Here is an 18,631-nt window from a genome sequence, read left to right as displayed (position 1 = left end):
AAAGATTGGGTGATCATCCGGGCACGCTCTGCGTGCCGACTTCGGCAAACGGCCCAGGCCGATGGAGCGGGACGGTCGTGCGAGCGCCGGACGCGCGCACCGGGCAGTGATATATGCAACACCGGCGCGACACGGTCTTTTGCTGCCCGGCAACGCAACTGTGCACTAGTAGAATTCGACGCGGATCGGGTTATGTGAGAACGGAATTCAGATGTTTCGGGGAACGACTGTTGGGTATGCCGCGAGCGTGGATAGCGACGTCGATAGTCGTAGTGTCTGTGCGCCCTGGGTGTGGTCGGTAAACAACGACTGTCGGCACGGGGTCGGGATGGGTACCACGACGATCGTGTTGCGGCGCCGCCCCTCACGACCGAGCTCGCCGGCGCTGATATCCGGCGGGCGGGCTGGTCGGCATACTGGCCAAGGCTGACGGCTCAATCCTTAAGCGCTGCAAAAACGTTCGGCGCACCGTGCAAGGTGATTTCGGAATTTACGTTGGTGTAAGGGGGTCCATCCGTTGCCGCTCAATCCGTTCGATGACGACAATGGCAGTTTTTTCGTCTTGGTCAATAACGAAGAACAACACAGTCTTTGGCCAACATTCACTGTTGTTCCCGCCGGTTGGCGGGTAGTTTTTGGGGAAGCCGACCGCGCCACATGCCTGCACTACATCGAAGAAACCTGGCCCGATATGCGGGCGAAAAGTCTGCGCGACACGCTGCCCGCGCCGGTTTGTGATCAATAGACCGATGTCGGTATGAAGGGTTTCGGGGTCAAACTTTTAGTGGGGGGCGTGTAGTGGAGCGTGCTGACCGGGCACTTCCTGTGACGCGAGGCCAGCTGGACATCTGGCTGGCGCAACAAACGGGCAATTTCGATGTGGCCTGGCAGCTGGGTGTGCTGGTCCATATCCAGGGTGCCATAGACACCGGCTTGTTGCATCAGGCTATGCGACACGTGGTGAATGAGGCTGAGAGCCTGCGTGCTTCGTTCTTCGAGGTCGATGGCCAGGTCTTCCAGAAGGCCGTCGAATACGACGATGTCGAATTGGTCTTCTATGACCTGACCGACGCGCGCGACGCCGAGCGGGAAGTCCGTGAGACGGCTTCATCGATTCAGAAGACGCCGATGCCGCTCACCGGCCCCATGATCAAGTTCGCGTTATTTCGCACGGCTCCCGACGAGTATTACTGGTTCACGACCTGTCATCACATCGCCATCGATGGGATGGGCATCGCGCTCCTCGGTCGCCGGATCGCCGCCGTCTACTCGGCGCTCGTTTTCGGTAAACCGATTCCGCCCGCTTTCTTCGGCTCGCTGCACGACTTGGTCAGCGGCGAGTTGGAATACGAGGCGTCCCCCAAATTCGTTGAAGATCAAGAATATTGGACCGCGCACTGCCCCGAGGGCGCCGGTGCGGATTACCCGTCGACCGCGGTCGGCGATGGGCGCGACCCCTATTCGCCCTCTCCGCCAGTGCAACTGGATCAGTCGGTGGTCGGCAAGGTCAAAGAGCTGTCCAAAGCGCTGGGCATCCGGCGGTCATCGGTGCTCACGGCGGCGTGCGCACTTCTGGTGCGCGGCTGGTCCGCCGACGGCTCGGACGAGGTGGTGCTCGACTTCCCGGTCAGCCGGCGAGTCGACCCGAAATCCAAGACGCATCCCGGCATGCTTGCCGGGGTGGTGCCACTGGTGCTGAAGGCCGCGCCGGACACTACGTTCGCCGACTTCTGCCAGCACGTCGACGTGCGATCGCGAGAAGCGTTGCGGCACCAGCAATTCCCAACCCGCACCCTTGCCGGCGAAGGCGACTTCAGCGGTCCGCGCCAGGCGCCCAATCGCGTTGTCGTCAACTTCGTCCCGGCCCGCATGACGCTCAGCCTCGGCGACGTGCCGGCAACGGCGAAATACACCAGCTTCGGCCCGGTGGGCCACTTCGGGCTTTTCTTCCTCGGATTCGGCGACCAGCAGTTCTTGAGCACCGTCGGCACCGGGCAACCCTTCTCGAACTTCGACGTTTCGGATCTGGGGGAGCGGCTGCAGCGGATCCTGGCGACCATGGCGGCCGATCCGGGCGCGCAGTTGTCGTCGTTGGACGTGGTGCACGAAGACGAGCACGCCCGTTTGGAAGAAGTTGGAAACACAGCGGTTTTGACCGCGCGAGCGAACTCGCCGATGTCGGTGCCGGAGTTGTTCGCCACCCAGGTTGCCCGGACGCCCGAGGCCGTGGCGCTGGTATTCGAGGGCGTGTCGGTGACCTACCGGGAGTTGGCCGAGGCGTCGAACCGGTTGGCGCATCACCTGCTGAACCACGGCGTGGGCCCGGGACAGACTGTGGCGCTGCTGTTTTCGCGCTCGGCCGAGGCGGTCGCGTCGATTCTGGCGGTGCTCAAAGCCGGGGCCGCATATCTGCCCATCGATCCCTCATCGCCGAAGGCGCGGATCGAGTTCATGCTTGCCGATGCCCGGCCCGTCGCCGCGGTGACGAGCGCGGACCTGGCCGAGCGGTTCGACGGCCACGGAGTGACCGTCATCGATGTCACCGATCCGCGCATCGACGCTCAACCCGCCGCGGCGCTACCGATGCCGGGTCCTGCCGATATCGCTTACCTGATCTACACCTCGGGAACCACTGGCGTGCCCAAAGGCGTTGCCGTTACCCACCACAACGTGACGCAGCTGATGAGCAGGCTGGATGCGGGCCTACCGGCCGACGGTGTCTGGTCGCAGTGTCATTCCTATGCGTTCGACGTTTCGGTGTGGGAGATATTCGGTGCGCTGCTGCGCGGCGGGCGCGTGGTGGTGGTGCCCGAAGACGTGACCCGTTCGCCCGAAGAGCTTCACGACGTCCTGGTGGCCCAGGAAGTCAGCGTCTTGACCCAGACACCGTCGGCGGTCGCAATGCTGTCGCCCGAGGGCCTGCAGTCCATGTCACTGGCGGTGGTCGGCGAGGCCTGCCCGGCCGAAGTGGTCGACAAGTGGGCGCCCGGACGGGTGATGGTCAATGCCTACGGCCCGACCGAGACGACCATGTGTGTGGCGATCAGTGCGCCGCTGACGGCGGGATCCGGCGTACCTCCTATTGGTTCCCCGGTGGCCGCTGCCGCCCTGTTCGTGCTCGACGGCTGGCTGCGACCCCTGCCCCCCGGAGTCGTGGGCGAGTTATATGTCGCCGGTGACGGCGTGGCCGCGGGCTACATCGGGCGGGCCGGGCTGACGGCGTCACGGTTCGTGGCGTGCCCGTTCGGCGACCGGGGCGCACGCATGTACCGCACCGGCGACCTGGCGTCCTGGGGCGCCGATGGGCAACTGCGGTATCTGGGCCGCGCCGACGAGCAGGTCAAGATCCGCGGCTACCGCATCGAACTCGGCGAAGTCCAGGCCGCACTGGCCGCACTCGACGGTGTCGAGCAAGCCGTGGCGATCGTGCGCGAAGACCGTCCGGGCGACAAACGTTTGGTCGGGTACGTCACCGGGGCGGCCGAGCCCGCCGAGGCGCGCGCCGCGCTCGCCGAGCGGCTGCCGGCGCACATGGTGCCGACGGCGGTGGTCGTGCTCGAGGCCCTACCGCTGACGGTCAACGGCAAGCTGGACACCCGCGCGCTGCCGGCACCCGAATACACCGCGCGCGAGTATCGCGCCCCGGGCAATGCGGTCGAAGAAATCCTGGCCGGCATCTACTCCGAGGTGCTCGGCGTGGAGCGGGTCGGCGTCGACGAGTCGTTCTTCGAGCTCGGCGGCGACAGCATCCTGTCGCTGCAAGTGGTGGCGCGGGCCCGCGCCGCCGGCCTGAAATGCCGGCCACGAGACGTCTTCGTCGAACAAACCGTGGCCCGGCTGGCCCGGGTGGCGGCCGTCAGCGATGGGGCGGCCGATGTGATCGACGAGGGTGTCGGCCCGGTGCCAGCCACCCCGATCATGCGGTGGCTGCAGGGCATCGAAAGCGCCGGCGGTCCGATCGATGAGTTCAACCAGACCGTGATGGTCCAGGCGCCCGCCGGGGTGACCGAGGCCGACGTCGCAATGGTGTTGCAGGCCTTGATAGATCGGCATGCGATGCTGCGGCTGCGCGTCGATCGCGATGAAGCCGGCGGCTGGTCCCTGCACGTACCGGAGCCCGGGTCGGTGCGGGCCGAGGACTGCCTGCAATCGGTGGACGAGTTGAACGACAAGCTGCTGCTGGAAGCGCGCTCGCGGTTGAACCCGGCGACCGGGGCGATGCTGAGCGCGCTGTGGTTCGAGCCCGCAGGTCAGTTGACCGTGATCATTCACCACCTCGCCGTCGACGCGGTGTCGTGGTGGATCTTGTTGGAAGACCTCAACGTTGCATGGGCGGTGCACAGCGCCGGACAGTCGGTGGAGTTGCCGCCGGCGGGGACGTCGTTCGCCCGCTGGGCCACAGTGCTGACCGAACACGCCCACCGCCCCGACGTCGTCAACCAGCTGGGCGCCTGGAAGAAGGTGACGGCGACTCCGCCCGCGCTGCCCGCGGCCAGCCCCGAGGTGGATACCTATGCTTCCGCCGGACGCTTGTCGGTGGAGCTGGATGCCGACACGACCGGGGCGCTGATCGGTGATGTGCCGACGGCGTTCCACGCCGGAATCCAGGACATCCTGTTGATTGCCTTCGCCCTGGCCTGGGCGGAATTCCTTGGTGACGCGGCGGACTCGATCGGCATCGACGTCGAGGGCCACGGGCGCCACGAGGAGCTCGCCGCCGATATCGACTTGTCCCGCACCGTCGGCTGGTTCACCACCAAGTACCCGGTCGCCCTGAACGTCGCGGGAGCGGTCGCCGAGCTGGGCTGGGCGCAGGTGGTGTCCGGTGACGCTGCGCTGGGCCCGGTGGTCAAATACGCCAAGGAGCAGCTGCGGGCCCTGCCGGACCCACTGACCTACGGCCTGCTGCGTTACCTCAACACCGAAGTCGAGCTGTCCGGGCCCGACCCGTCGATCGCGTTCAACTACCTGGGCCGGCAGGGCGCGGCGGGCGACTCGTCGGGCGAGGGCTGGCGCATCAGCCAGGCCGGCCTCTCGCTGATCGGTGCGGCCGCGGCGGTGCCCATGCCGCTGACGCATACCGTCGAGCTCAACGCCGGCACCATCGAGACCGGCACCGGTCCACGCCTGCACGCCGAATGGACTTGGGCGCCATCGGTTCTCGACGCGAGGCAAATCACCCGGCTGAGTAAGCTGTGGTTCGAGGCCCTGGCCGGTGTGTGCGCACACGTGCGTTCCGGCGGGGGCGGCCTCACCCCGTCGGACATCGCGCCGGCCCGCCTGACCCAGCAGGAGATCGACGAGCTGCAACGTCAGCACGCCGTCGCCGACATCCTGCCGTTGACCCCGCTGCAGCAGGGCCTGCTTTTCCACTCCAGCACCGCGCAGGACAGCGACGACATGTATGCGGTGCAGCTGGACTTCACCCTCACCGGACCCCTTGACCCGGACCGGCTGCGCGACGCGGTGCACACCGTCGTCAACCGGCATCCCCATCTCGCGGCGCTGTTCTGCGAACGTTACGACGAGCCCGTCCAGATCATCCCCGCCGATCCGGTGGTGCAGTGGCGCTACCTCGACCTCGACGGCAGCGAGGATGCCGAAGCCGACCGGCTGATCGAGGAGCTCAGCGCTTCCGAACGTGCCGCGGTGCGCGACCTCGCCGGCCAGCCGGCGTTTCGCGTCGCGCTGGTCCGCACCGCGGACCGCCGGCACCGTTTCCTGCTGACCAATCACCACATCCTGCTCGACGGTTGGTCGCTGCCCATCCTGCTGCGCGAGATCTTCACCAGCTACTACGGGCAGCGGCTGCCCGCCGCCGGCTCATACCGTGCCTTCCTCACCTGGTTGGCCGATCGAGACCTCGACGCCGCCCGGGAAGCCTGGGGGCAGGTGCTGTTCGGCTTCGAAACCCCCAGCCTGGTCGGACCGCAGGACCGGTTGGGCCAGGGGCGACGGGGCTTCGAAAAGTCCCGGGTGCCCCAGCAGACCACGCAGGCCCTTGGCGAGCTGGCGCGCTCCTGCCACACCACGGTCAGCACCGTCCTGCAGGCCGCCTGGGCGCTGGTGCTGACCTCGCTGACCGGTCAGCACGATGTCGTCTTCGGTACCCCGCGCTCCCGCGTTGGCCAGCTGGAGGTCGACGATGCCGAACAGATGGTGGGCCTGCTGATCAACACGGTGCCGGTGCGCGCCAACATCACCGCGACCACCACCACCGCAGAACTGCTGGCGCAGTTGCAGAACAGCCACAACGACGCGCTCGAGCACCAGCACCTCGCGCTCAGCGAGATCCATCGGGTCACCGGCCACGATCAACTCTTCGACACGCTGTTCGTCTACGAGAATTACCCCGTCGAGAGCGGCATGACGTTGGGCGCCGACGGCCTGGCCATCGCCGAGTTCACCAACCGGGAGTACAACCACTACCCGCTGACGGTCGAGGCACTGCCCGGCAGCGAGCTCGGCCTGCACGTCGAATACGACGCCGACGTCTTCGACACCGCCGGCATCGAGTCGCTCCTCGAGCGATTCCAGCGCGTCCTGGTGGCGATGACCACCGATCCCACCCAGCGGCTGTCGTCGGTCGAGCTGCTGGATCGCGGCGAGCGCGGACTGGTGCTCTCGCGCCTGTCGGGCGCCGGTGTCACGGCACCGGTCGGGGTGGCGCCGCAGTTGTTGGCCGGGGCGCTGGCGGTCGCCCCGGACGGGCCTGCGGTGGTCGACGGCGGCCGGGAATTGTCGTACCGCGAACTCGACGAGTGGTCGACCCGGTTGGCGCGGGTGCTCATCGACGCCGGCGTGGGCCCGGAGCGCGCCGTAGGCGTGGCGATGGGCCGGTCCGCCGAACTGGTGGTCGCGTGGTGGGCCGTCGCCAAGGCCGGCGGCATCCACGCGCCGGTGGACCTCGACCATCCGGTCGAGCGGGTGGCCTCGGTGCTGAACGCCGTTGACGCGGTGTGCGTGTTGGCGCGGGGCACCGACGAGGTCGTCGGCGCGGGTACGCGCCCGATCGTGCGCATCGACGGGCTGGACCTGTCCGCGCACAGCGCCGAGCCGATCACCGACGCCGACCGTCTGGCACCGCTGACCGCCCAGGACACCGCCTACGTGATCTTCACCTCGGGTTCCACCGGCACCCCCAAAGGGGTGATGGTGAGCCACGCGGGCCTGCTGGGATGGACTGCCGCGCAATGCGAGTCGTGTGGGTTGGACACCGACACGCGGGTGTTGATGGTGGCCTCGCCGACCTTCGATGCGTCGGTCGGGGAAATGGTGCTGGCAGCGGCGTCGGGGGCCGCGCTGGTGGTGGCGCCGCCGCAGGTGTACGCCGGCGAGCCGCTGACCGCCTTGCTGCAAAGCCAGCGCGTCAGTGCGGCATTCCTGACGCCGACGGTGCTGTCGTCGCTGGATCGCGCCCGGCTGGCCGGCTTCGACAAGCTGATGGTGGGCGGCGAGGCGTGCCCGAAGGAATTGGTGGTTGCCTGGGCGCCCGGGCGCCGCATGTTCAATGTCTACGGCCCGAGCGAGACCACCATCTGGGTCACCTCCAGCACGCCGCTGACGGCTGACGGTCCGGTGCGCATCGGCACGCCACTGCCGGGCGTTTGCGCGGTCGTGCTCGACGCTTGGCTGAAGCCGGTTCCGGTCGGCGTGGTGGGCGAGTTGTATCTGAGCGGGCCGGCGTTGGGCCACGGCTACTTGGGCCGGATGGACCTCACCGCGGAACGGTTCGTGGCCAACCCATTCGGCGGCGCCGGGTCGCGCATGTATCGCACCGGCGACCTGGTGCGCTGGACCCGCGACGGGGACCTGGACTTTGTCGGTCGCGCCGACAACCAGATCAAACTGCGCGGCCAGCGCATCGAGTTGGGCGAGATCGAGAACACGCTGCTGGCCTGCCCGCAGGTCACCCAGGCCGCCGTCACGGTGCTGGACAGTAACACCGGTTCTCATCTGGTCGCCTACGTCACGCTCGACCACACAGTCAGCGCCGACCGCGACGAGGACAACGTCGAAGAGTGGCAACACCTTTACGACGATCTCTACGGCGCCGACCTGGCGGCCGGCTTCGGCGAGGACTTCCGCGGCTGGAACAGCAGCTACACCGGCGACGCGATCCCGCTCGAGGAGATGGTCGAATGGCGTTCCGCCACAGTCGATCGGATCATGTCGCTGCAGCCGCGGCGAGTGCTGGAGATCGGCGCGGGTTCGGGGTTGCTACTGTCGCAGATCGCCCCGCAGTCCGAGGAGTACCTGGCCACCGATTTCTCGCCGGTGGCGATCGAGAACCTGGCTCGCTCGATGGAGCAACTGCAGCTCCCCTGGCGCGAGCGGGTACAGCTGCTGACCCAGCCGGCCCACGTCACCGACGGACTGCCGCGCGGCCACTTCGACACGATCATCTTGAACTCGGTCGTTCAGTATTTTCCGAATGCGGGATACCTGGCCGAGGTCATCGACAACGCCATGGAGCTGCTGGCACCCGGCGGGGCGGTGTTCATCGGCGACGTCCGTAACCACAGCCTGCAGGGCGCGTTCCAGACGGCGATCGCGCTGGCCAGGGGCGGTACCGCCGTTACCGAGGCCGCCGAGCTTCGCCAGCGGGTGCGCCACGCCATGCTCGGTGAAACCGAATTACTCTTGGCCCCAGAGTTTTTCACCACCTGGGCGGTCAACTGCCCGTCGGCCGGCGGCATCGACATTCAAGTCAAACGCGGATTCGCCGACAACGAACTGAACCGATACCGCTACGACATCGTCATCCGCAAAGCGCCCGCACCCGTGCGCTCCGTCGCCGACGCACCCACCTGGTCGTGGAGCCAATGCGCGGGCATGGACGGGCTGCGCGACGTGTTGGCGTCCCAACGTCACGCCGTCGTCCGGGTCACCGACATCCCGCACGCCGGGGTCATCACCGACGTCCGCGTCGAAACAGCGCTCGCCGAGGGACTGCCCGTGGCCGACGCGATTGCCCAAGCCGGCTCGGTCTCCGACGCCGCCGTCGCCGAAGAGCTACACCGCGTCGGTGAATCCGTCGGGTATCGCGTCGCGGTGACCTGGGGTGCCCAACCCGGCACGCTCAGCGCGGTTTTCGTCGACGCCGCCGACGCCGGACCCCTGACCGATCTCTACCTGCCTCCCTCAGGAGCTCGACGGCGCACCAGCCACGCCAACGACCCCCGCACCAACACCAAGATCGGCGAGGTGCGCGAGCGGCTGAGCGCCTGGCTGCCGGAATACATGGTTCCGACACACATTGTGGCGCTTGAGGAATTCCCGATGACCTCGTCGGGCAAGCTCGACCGCAAAGCCTTCCCGGCGCCGGAATACCAGGACGTGGATCGTTACCGCGCTCCGGCCACCGCGGCCGAGGAGATCCTGGTCGGCATCTACGCCCAGGTGCTCGGGCTGGAGCGGGTGGGCGTCGACGACTCGTTCTTCGACCTGGGCGGGGACTCCTTGTCGGCGATGCGCCTGATCGCCGCCGTGAACACGGCTCTGAACTCCAACCTTGGCGTGCGGGCGGTATTCGAGGCACCGACGGCCGCGGAGTTGGCGCTCCTGGCCAGCGGCGACGCCGATCGTCCGGAGCCGTTGGTGGCGGGGGAGCGCCCGGCGGTGATTCCGCTGTCGTTCGCCCAGACCCGGTTGTGGTTCATCGACCAATTCCAAGGGCCCTCACCGATTTACAACGTCACCGTCGCGCTGCGGCTGCGCGGGCACCTGGACTCCGCCGCCCTCGCCGCGGCGCTGGCCGATGTCGTGGGCCGCCACGAAAGCCTGCGCACGGTGTTTGCGGCGACCGACGGGATCCCGCAGCAGGTGGTGATTCCCGCCGAGCAGATCGGCTTTGCCTGCGACGTCGTGGATGCGCGCGGGTGGGCGGAAGACCGGCTACGCCAACGTATGTCGGCGGCGGCCCAGTACGCCTTCGACCTGTCCAGTGAAAGCCCTTTGCACACAGAGCTCTTCACTCTCAGCGACAACGAACACATGCTGGTGGTCGCGGTGCACCACATCGCCGCCGACGGCTGGTCGATCACGCCGTTCGCGCGTGACCTGGGGGTGGCATACGCCAGCCGGTGCGCGGGGCACGCCCCGGACTGGGCGCCGTTGGCGGTGCAATACGTGGACTACACGCTATGGCAGCGCGCGCATCTCGGCGATGTGGAAGACAGCAACAGCCGCATCGCCGCCCAACTGGACTTCTGGGCGGACACGCTTGCCGGGCTGCCCGAACGCCTGCAGCTGCCCACCGACCGGCCCTACCCGCAAGTCGCCGACCACCGCGGCGCTCGCCTGGCGGTGGACTGGCCGACGGAGCTGCAGCAACAGGTGAACCGGTTGGCGCGCGAGCACAACGCGACCAGCTTCATGGTGATCCAGGCGGCGTTCGCTGCTCTGCTCTCGAAGATCAGCGCCAGTACCGATGTGGCAGTGGGCTTTCCAATTGCCGGGCGGTCCGAGCCCGCGCTCGACGAGCTGATCGGGTTCTTCGTCAACACCCTGGTGTTGCGGGTCGACGTGGCCGGGGATCCCACGTTCGCCGAGCTGCTGGCCCAGGTGCGCAAGCGCAGCCTGGCCGCCTTCGAACACCAGGACGTGCCGTTCGAACTGCTGGTGGAGCGCCTCAACCCCACCCGAAGCCTGACCCACCACCCGCTGATTCAGGTGCTGTTGGGCTGGGAGAACTTCCCCGGCGAGGTCAGCACCCCCGCGGCCGGGCTGGCGCTGGGCGATCTGCAGGTCACCCCGATGCCGGTGCACACCGACACCGCTCGCATGGACCTGACGTTCTCACTGGCCGAACGCTTCACCGAGGCCGGGCAGCGGGCCGGCATCGCCGTCACGGCTGAATACCGCACCGACGTGTTCAATGCGGACACCGTCGAGGCGATGATCGAACGACTGCAGCGGCTCTTGACCGCCGTCACCGCCGAGCCCGAGCGGCGGTTGTCCTCGGTGGATCTGCTGAATACCGCCGAGCACGCCCAACTTTCGACGTGGGGCAACGAGGCCGTCCTGGCCGAGCCGATGGAACCCGTGACGGTCGCGGGGCTGTTCGCCGCGCAGGCGGCCCGCACTCCGGACGCGGTGGCGCTGACGTTCCAGGACCGGTCGATGACATACCGCGAGCTCGACGAGGCCGCCAACCAATTGGCGCACGTCCTGATCGACCGCGGCGCCGGCCCGGGAGAGTTTGTCGCGCTGCTGTTCTCGCGTTCGGCCGAGGCGATCGTGTCGATCCTGGCGGTGCTCAAGTCCGGGGCGGCGTACCTGCCGATCGACCCCGCGCTGCCGGCCACCCGCGTCGAGTTCATGCTGACCGACGCCGCGCCGATGGCCGCGGTCACCACCGCCGACCTGGCCGGCAGGTTCGACGGCTTCGACCTGATCGTCATCGACGTGGCCCACCCCGCGGTCGCGACGCAGCCCAGCACCGCGCCGCCCGCGCCGGCGCCCTCCGACCTGGCCCACATCATCTACACCTCCGGCACCACCGGTGTGCCTAAAGGCGTTGCGGTCACCCAACACAACGTCGCGCAGCTGTTCGACGACCTGCGCCTCGGATTCGCCCTGTCGGCCGACCAGGTGTGGACGCAGTTCCACTCGTACGCCTTCGACTTCTCGGTCTGGGAGATCTGGGGTGCCCTGCTGCACGGCGGGCGCCTGGTGGTGGTACCGGACTTGGTGGCCCGCTCACCCGAAGAGTTCCACGCCCTGCTGGTACGCGAGGGCGTCACGGTGCTGACCCAAACCCCTTCGGCGGTGGGACTGTTGGCCACCGACGGCCTGGACGGGACGTCGTTGGTGATCGGCGCCGAGCCCTGCCCGCCCGAGCTGGTCGACCGCTGGGCGCCGGACCGGGTGATGGTCAACGTCTACGGCCCGACCGAGACCACGATGTGGGCCTGCAAGAGCACGCCGCTGCAGGCCGGGACGGGATTCCCGCCGATCGGATCGCCGGTGACGCGGGCGGCGTTCTTCGTGCTGGACGAGTGGCTGCGCCCGGTGCCGCCCGGCGTGGTGGGCGAACTGTATCTGGCCGGCCAGGGCGTCGGCGCCGGGTATTGGCGTCGCCCCGGGCTGACCGCGTCGCGGTTCATGGCCTGCCCGTTCGGCGAACCCGGCACCCGCATGTACCGCACCGGCGACCTCGTCTGCTGGGGCCCGGACGGACAGCTGCGCTACCTCGGCCGCGCCGACGAGCAGGTCAAGATCCGCGGCTACCGCATCGAACTCGGCGAAATCCAGGCCGCGCTGTCCGCGCTCGACGGCGTCGAGCAGGCCGTCGTCGTCGCCCGCGAGGACCGCCCCGGCGACAAGCGCCTGGTGGGTTACGTCACCGGATCGGCCGACCCCGGCCCGGCGCGCGCCGCGCTGGCCGAGCGGCTCCCGGCCTACATGGTCCCGGCCGCGGTGGTGGTGCTCGACGCGCTGCCCGTCACGGTCAACGGCAAGCTCGACGCCCGCGCCCTGCCCGCGCCGGAGTACCGGGCCGTGGACAACTACCGCGCCCCGAGCACCGCGGTCGAGGAGATCCTGGTCGGCATCTACGCCCGGGTGCTCAATGTCGAACGCGTCGGCGTCGACGACTCGTTCTTCGACCTGGGTGGCGATTCGCTGTCCACCATGCGCCTGGTCACCGCGATCAATGCCGTGCTGCAAAGCGACCTTCCGGTGCGGGTCGTCTTCGAGGCGCCCACCGTCGCGCAGTTGGCGCCGCGCGTCGTTGAAAGCGCGGGCGGCCTGGAGCCGCTGGTGGCCGGTGAGCGGCCCGCGGTGGTCCCGTTGTCGTTCGCGCAGAACCGGTTGTGGTTCATCGACCAGTTCCAGGGCCCCTCACCGCTGTACAACATGGCGGCCGCGCTGCGGCTGCGCGGGCAGCTCGACTCCGCCGCCCTGGGCGCGGCGCTGGCCGACGTGGTGAGCCGCCACGAAAGCCTGCGCACCCTGTTCCCGGCGCACGAGGGAACCCCCCAGCAGGTGGTGGTGCCCGTCGAGCGCGCCGAATTCGGCTGGGACGTCGTGGACGCCACCGCATGGTCGGCCGGCCAGCTGGACGACGCCATCAAGGCGGCGACCCGCTACACATTCGACCTGGCAGCCGAAATCCCCATACGGGCACAGCTTTTCGCGGTCGCCCAGGACGAACACGTGCTGGTGATCGTGGTGCACCACATCGCCGCGGACGGCCTGTCGCTGACGCCGCTGGGCGCCGATCTGAGCGTGGCCTACACCAGCCGGTGCGCCGGACAGGCCCCCGGCTGGGCCGAATTGTCGGTGCAGTACATCGATTACACGCTGTGGCAGCGGGCCCAATTCGGTGACCTCGACGACAGCACCAGCCGCATCGGCAGCCAACTGGCCTACTGGGAGCAGGCGCTGGCCGGAATGCCCGAACGGCTGCAGTTGCCCACCGATCGGCCCTACCCGCCGGTGGCCGATCAGCGCGGCGACAGTGTGGTCGTGGACTGGCCGGCCGAGCTGCAGGAGCGGGTGCGCCGACTGGCTCGCGAGCACAACGCGACCAGCTTCATGGTGGTGCAGGCCGCCCTGGCGGTGCTGCTGTCCAAGATCGGCGCGAGTTCCGATGTGGCGGTGGGCTTCCCGATCGCCGGGCGGCGCGATCCCGCCCTCGACCAACTGGTCGGGTTCTTCGTCAACACCCTGGTGCTGCGCGTCGACTTGGCCGGCGACCCCAGCTTCAGCGAACTGCTGGAGCGCGTACAGGCGCGCAGCCTGGCGGCGTTCGAGCACCAGGACGTGCCGTTCGAGGTGCTGGTGGAGCGGGTCAACCCGAGACGGAGCCTGACGCACCACCCGCTGGTGCAGGTGATGCTGGCCTGGCAGAACTTCGCCGGCCACGACGACCCGGCCGCCGGTCTGGCGCTGGGCGGCCTCGAGGTCACCTCCGTGCCGGTGGAGGACCAGTCGGCCCGCATGGACCTGGTGTTCTCACTCGCCGAGCGCTGGAACGCCGCCGGCGAGGCCGCCGGCATCGGCGGCCGGGTCGAATTCCGCACCGACGTGTTCGACGCGGCCACCATCGAGACTCTCATCGCGCGGTTGCAGCGGGTGTTGACCGCGATGACCGCCGATCCCACCCACCCGCTGTCGTCGGTGGACCTGCTCGACGAGTCCGAGCACGCCCGCCTGAAAGAGCTGGGCAACAACGGCGTTCTGACCCGGCCGGGCAACGCAGCCGCGTCGGTGCCCGAACTGTTCGCCACCCACGTCGCCGCCGCGCCGGACGCCGTCGCGCTGGTGTGTGAGGGCCTCTCGGTGACCTACCGCGAGCTGGACGAGGCGTCGAACCGGTTGGCGCATTACCTCGTGGAGCGCGGCGCTGGCCCGGGACAGACTGTGGCGCTGCTGTTTTCGCGGTCGGCCGAGGCGATCGCGTCGATCCTGGCGGTGCTCAAGACCGGGGCGGCCTACCTGCCGATCGATCCCTCCTCGCCGGACACGCGCATCGAGTTCATGCTCGGCGACGCCAAGCCGGTCGCCGCGGTCACCACCGCCGACCTGGCCGGGCGGTTCGACGGGTATGACGTTTCCGTCGTCGACGTCGACGATCGATGCATCGACACCCTGCCCGAAACGGGGCTGCCGCTGCCGAGCGCGGACGGTGTCGCCTACCTGATCTACACCTCGGGCACCACCGGTGTGCCCAAAGGCGTTGCCATCACTCACCGCAACGTGACTCAGCTGCTGGGCTCGCTGGACGCGGGCCTGCCGGCGGCGGGGGTGTGGTCGCAAAGCCACTCGCTCGCGTTCGACGTCTCGGTGTGGGAGATCTTCGGCGCGTTGCTGCGCGGTGGCCGGTTGGTCGTGGTGCCCGAATCCGTCGCGCGTTCACCGCAAGACCTGCACGACGTCCTGGTCGCCCAGGAAGTCAGCGTGTTGACCCAGACCCCGTCGGCGGTGGCGATGCTTTCGCCCGAGGGCCTGGAATCGGTGTCGCTGGTCATGGCCGGTGAGGCCTGCCCGGCCGAGGTGGTGGATCAGTGGGCGCCCGGACGGGTCATGGTCAACGCCTACGGCCCGACCGAGACCACCATGTGCGTGACCATCAGCGCGCCCCTGGCGCCGGGCTCGGCCGCCAACGGGCCGGTGCCGATCGGGTCGCCGGTGCCGGGCGCGGCGCTGTTCGTGCTCGACGAGTCGTTGCGGCCGGTGCCGCCCGGCGCCGTCGGCGAGCTGTACGTCGCCGGATCCGGTGTGGCCGCGGGATATGTCGGCCGCCCCGGCCTGACCGCGTCGCGGTTCGTCGCCTGCCCGTTCGGCGGAGCCGGCACCCGCATGTACCGCACCGGCGACCTGGTGCGGTGGAACACCGACGGCCAACTTCAGTACTTCGGGCGCGCCGACGAGCAGGTCAAGGTTCGCGGATACCGCATCGAACTCGGCGAAATCCAGTCCGCGCTGGCCGGATTCGATGGCGTCGACCAGGCCGTCGTCATCGCCCGCGAAGACCGCCCCGGTGACAAGCGCCTCGTCGGCTACATCACCGGCAGCGCCGACGCGACCTCGGTGCGCACCGCGCTGTCCGAACGGCTGCCCGCCTACATGGTCCCGGCCGCGGTGATGGCACTCGACGCATTTCCGTTGACCGCCAACGGCAAACTCGACACTCGCGCCCTGCCGGCGCCCGAATACACCGCCGGTGAATACCGCGCCCCGGAAACCCCCACCGAGGAGATTTTGGCCGGCATCTACGCCGAAATCCTCGGCGTCGAACGGGTCGGCGTCGACGACTCCTTCTTCGACCTCGGCGGCGACAGCATCTCCGCCATGCGCCTGATCGCCGCGATCAACGCGAGCCTGGACGCCGGCCTCGCGGTGCGCGTCGTGTTCGAGGCGCCCACGGTGGCCCAGCTGGCGCCCCGGATCGGTGAAGGCGGAACGGGACTGGACCCGCTGACGGCCGGTGAGCGACCCGCGGTCGTCCCGCTGTCGTTCGCGCAGAACCGGTTGTGGTTCCTCGATCAATTGCAAGGTCCTTCACCGGTTTACAACATGGCGGCCGCGCTGCGGCTGGACGGCCGGCTCGACGCCGACGCACTCGGTGCGGCGCTGGGCGACGTGGTGGCCCGCCACGAGAGCCTGCGCACCCTGTTCGCGGCCCCAGAGGGAACCCCGCAGCAGGTGGTAATCCCCGCGGACAAGGCCGATTTCGGCTGGGAGGTCGTCGACGCCGGCGGCTGGTCGGAAAGCCACCTGGAAGAGGCGATCGGCGACACGGCCCGCTACACCTTCGACCTGTCGGCCCAAATCCCGTTGCGGGCGGAGCTTTTCCGGCTCCGCGACGATCAGCATGTGTTGGTGGCCGTGGTGCACCACATCGCCGCCGACGGCATGTCCATCACCCCGCTGGTGCGCGACCTGGGGGTTGCGTATGCCAGCCGGGCCGCGGGACGCGGCCCCGACTGGACGCCGCTGCCGGTGCAGTACGTCGACTACACGCTGTGGCAGCGCGCGCAATTCGGCGATCTGGACGACGGCAACAGCCGCATCGCCGCCCAGCTGTCCTACTGGGAAGAAGCCCTCACCGGGATGCCCGAGCGGATGCAGCTGCCCACCGACCGGCCCTACCCGCTGGTGGCCGACCAGCGCGGCGCCACGGTCGAAATCGACTGGCCGACCGAGCTGCAGCGGCGCGTCGGCGAAGTGGCGCGCCAGCACAACGCCACCAGTTTCATGGTCGTCCAGACCGCGCTGACGGTGCTGTTGTCCAAGATCGGCGCCAATTCCGATGTGGCGGTGGGCTTCCCGATCGCCGGCCGGCGCGACCCAGCGCTCGACGAGCTGGTGGGCTTCTTCGTCAACACCCTGGTGTTGCGCGTCGACGTGGCCGGTGACGCCACCTTCGCCGAGGTGCTGTCGCAGGTGCGCCAGCGCAGCCTGTCCGCCTACGAGCACCAGGACGTGCCGTTCGAGGTGCTGGTGGAGCGGGTCAACCCGACCCGGAGCCTGACGCATCACCCGCTGGTGCAGGTGATGCTGGCCTGGCAGAACTTCGCCGTGCACGACAGCGGCCCCGCGGCCGGGCTGTCGCTGGGCGACGTCGACGTCACGCCTATGCCGGTGGACACCCAAACCGCCCGCATGGACCTGACGTTCTCGCTGGGCGAGCGCTGGACCGACGGCGGTGAGCCCGACGGGATCGGCGGCACCGTCGAATTCCGCACCGACGTCTTCGACGCGGCCAGCATCCAGGCGCTGATCGACCGGTTGCGGCGCGTGCTGCTCGCGATGACCACCGATCCCGCGCAGCCGGTCTCGTCGGTCGACCTGCTCGACGAGGCCGAACACGCCCGGCTCGACGAGATCGGCAACCGCGCCGCGCTGACCGGATCGGCGATGCACACCGATTCCATCCCCGCGCTGTTCGCCGCCCAGGCGGCCCGCACCCCGGATGCCGTCGCCCTGGTCTGCGACGGCCGTTCGCTGACCTACCGCGAGCTGGACGAGGCGTCGAACCGGCTGGCGCACAGCCTGACGGCGCACGGCGCCGCTCCGGGACAAACTGTGGCGCTGCTGTTTTCGCGGTCGGCCGAGGCGATCGTGTCCATCCTGGCCGTGCTCAAGTCCGGGGCGGCCTACCTGCCGATCGACCCGGCGCTGCCCGAATCCCGGATCGGATTCGTGCTCCGCGACGCCGCCCCGATCGCCGCCATCACCACCGCGGAGCTGACCGACCGGTTCGACGGCCACGACGTCAAGGTCATCGACGTCAACGACCCCGCCATCGACACCCAGCCCACCACCGCGCTGCCCGCCCCGGGCGCCGAGAACCTCGCCTACCTGATCTACACCTCGGGCACCACCGGTGTCCCCAAAGGCGTTGCCGTCACGCATCGCAACGTCACCCAGCTGCTGACGTCCGGCGATTCGGGACTGCCGCGCACCGGCGTGTGGTCGCAATGGCATTCGCTGGCCTTCGACGTCTCGGTGTGGGAGATCTTCGGCTCGCTGCTGCACGGCGGCCGGCTGGTCGTGGTGCCCGAATCGGTTGCGCGCTCACCGGAAGACCTGCACGCCCTGCTGGTCGACGAACAGGTCAGCGTGCTCAGCCAGACCCCGTCCGCGGCCGGGGCGCTCTCGCCCACCGGGCTGGAGTCGGTCACGCTGGTGGTCGCCGGTGAGGCCTGCCCGTCCGAACTGGTGGACCGGTGGGCGCCGGGCCGGGCGATGATCAACGCCTACGGCCCCACCGAAGCCACGGTCTACGCCGCCATCAGCGCGCCGCTGGAGGCGGGAGCACCGGGCGTGGTGCCGATCGGCTCCCCGGTGCCGGGCGCGGCGTCGTTCGTGCTCGACGAATGGCTGCGGCCGGTGCCCCCGGGCGTGGTCGGCGAGCTGTACGTGGCCGGCGCCGGCGTGGCCTGCGGCTACTGGCAGCGGTCCGGCCTGACCGCATCGCGCTTCGTGGCCTGCCCGTTCGGCGGCCCCGGCTCGCGCATGTACCGCACCGGTGACCTGGTGCGCTGGCGCGCGGACGGGCAGCTGGACTACCTGGGCCGCGCCGACGAGCAGGTCAAGATCCGCGGCTACCGCATCGAACTCGGCGAGGTGCGCGCGGCACTGGCGTGGGTGGACGGCGTCGAGCAGGCGGTCGTGG

The 18,631-nt window shown here is 69.0% G+C and carries 2 protein-coding genes (1 of these 2 only partly in view); both read left to right on the top strand.

What is annotated here, in order from left to right:
* Positions 1–517 precede the first annotated feature (517 nt).
* A complete protein-coding gene (locus MTY59_RS22395) occupies positions 518–745 on the top strand; it encodes an MbtH family protein (protein WP_221043101.1) in 228 nt (75 codons plus the stop codon).
* A gap of 53 nt (positions 746–798) precedes the next feature.
* Positions 799–18,631, top strand: the 5' portion of a protein-coding gene (locus tag MTY59_RS22390; RefSeq protein ID WP_221043100.1) for a non-ribosomal peptide synthase/polyketide synthase. Its footprint extends 13,445 nt past the window's final position; 17,833 of the gene's 31,278 nt are visible here — the first part of the coding sequence; its start codon is at positions 799–801; its stop codon lies off the right edge, out of view.

The organism is Mycobacterium senriense (assembly GCF_019668465.1).
In the GTDB taxonomy this organism is placed as follows: Bacteria; Actinomycetota; Actinomycetes; order Mycobacteriales; family Mycobacteriaceae; genus Mycobacterium; species Mycobacterium senriense.
The sequence above is the reverse complement of the archived record's forward strand: the minus strand, read 5'-3'. Positions and strand labels throughout refer to the sequence as shown.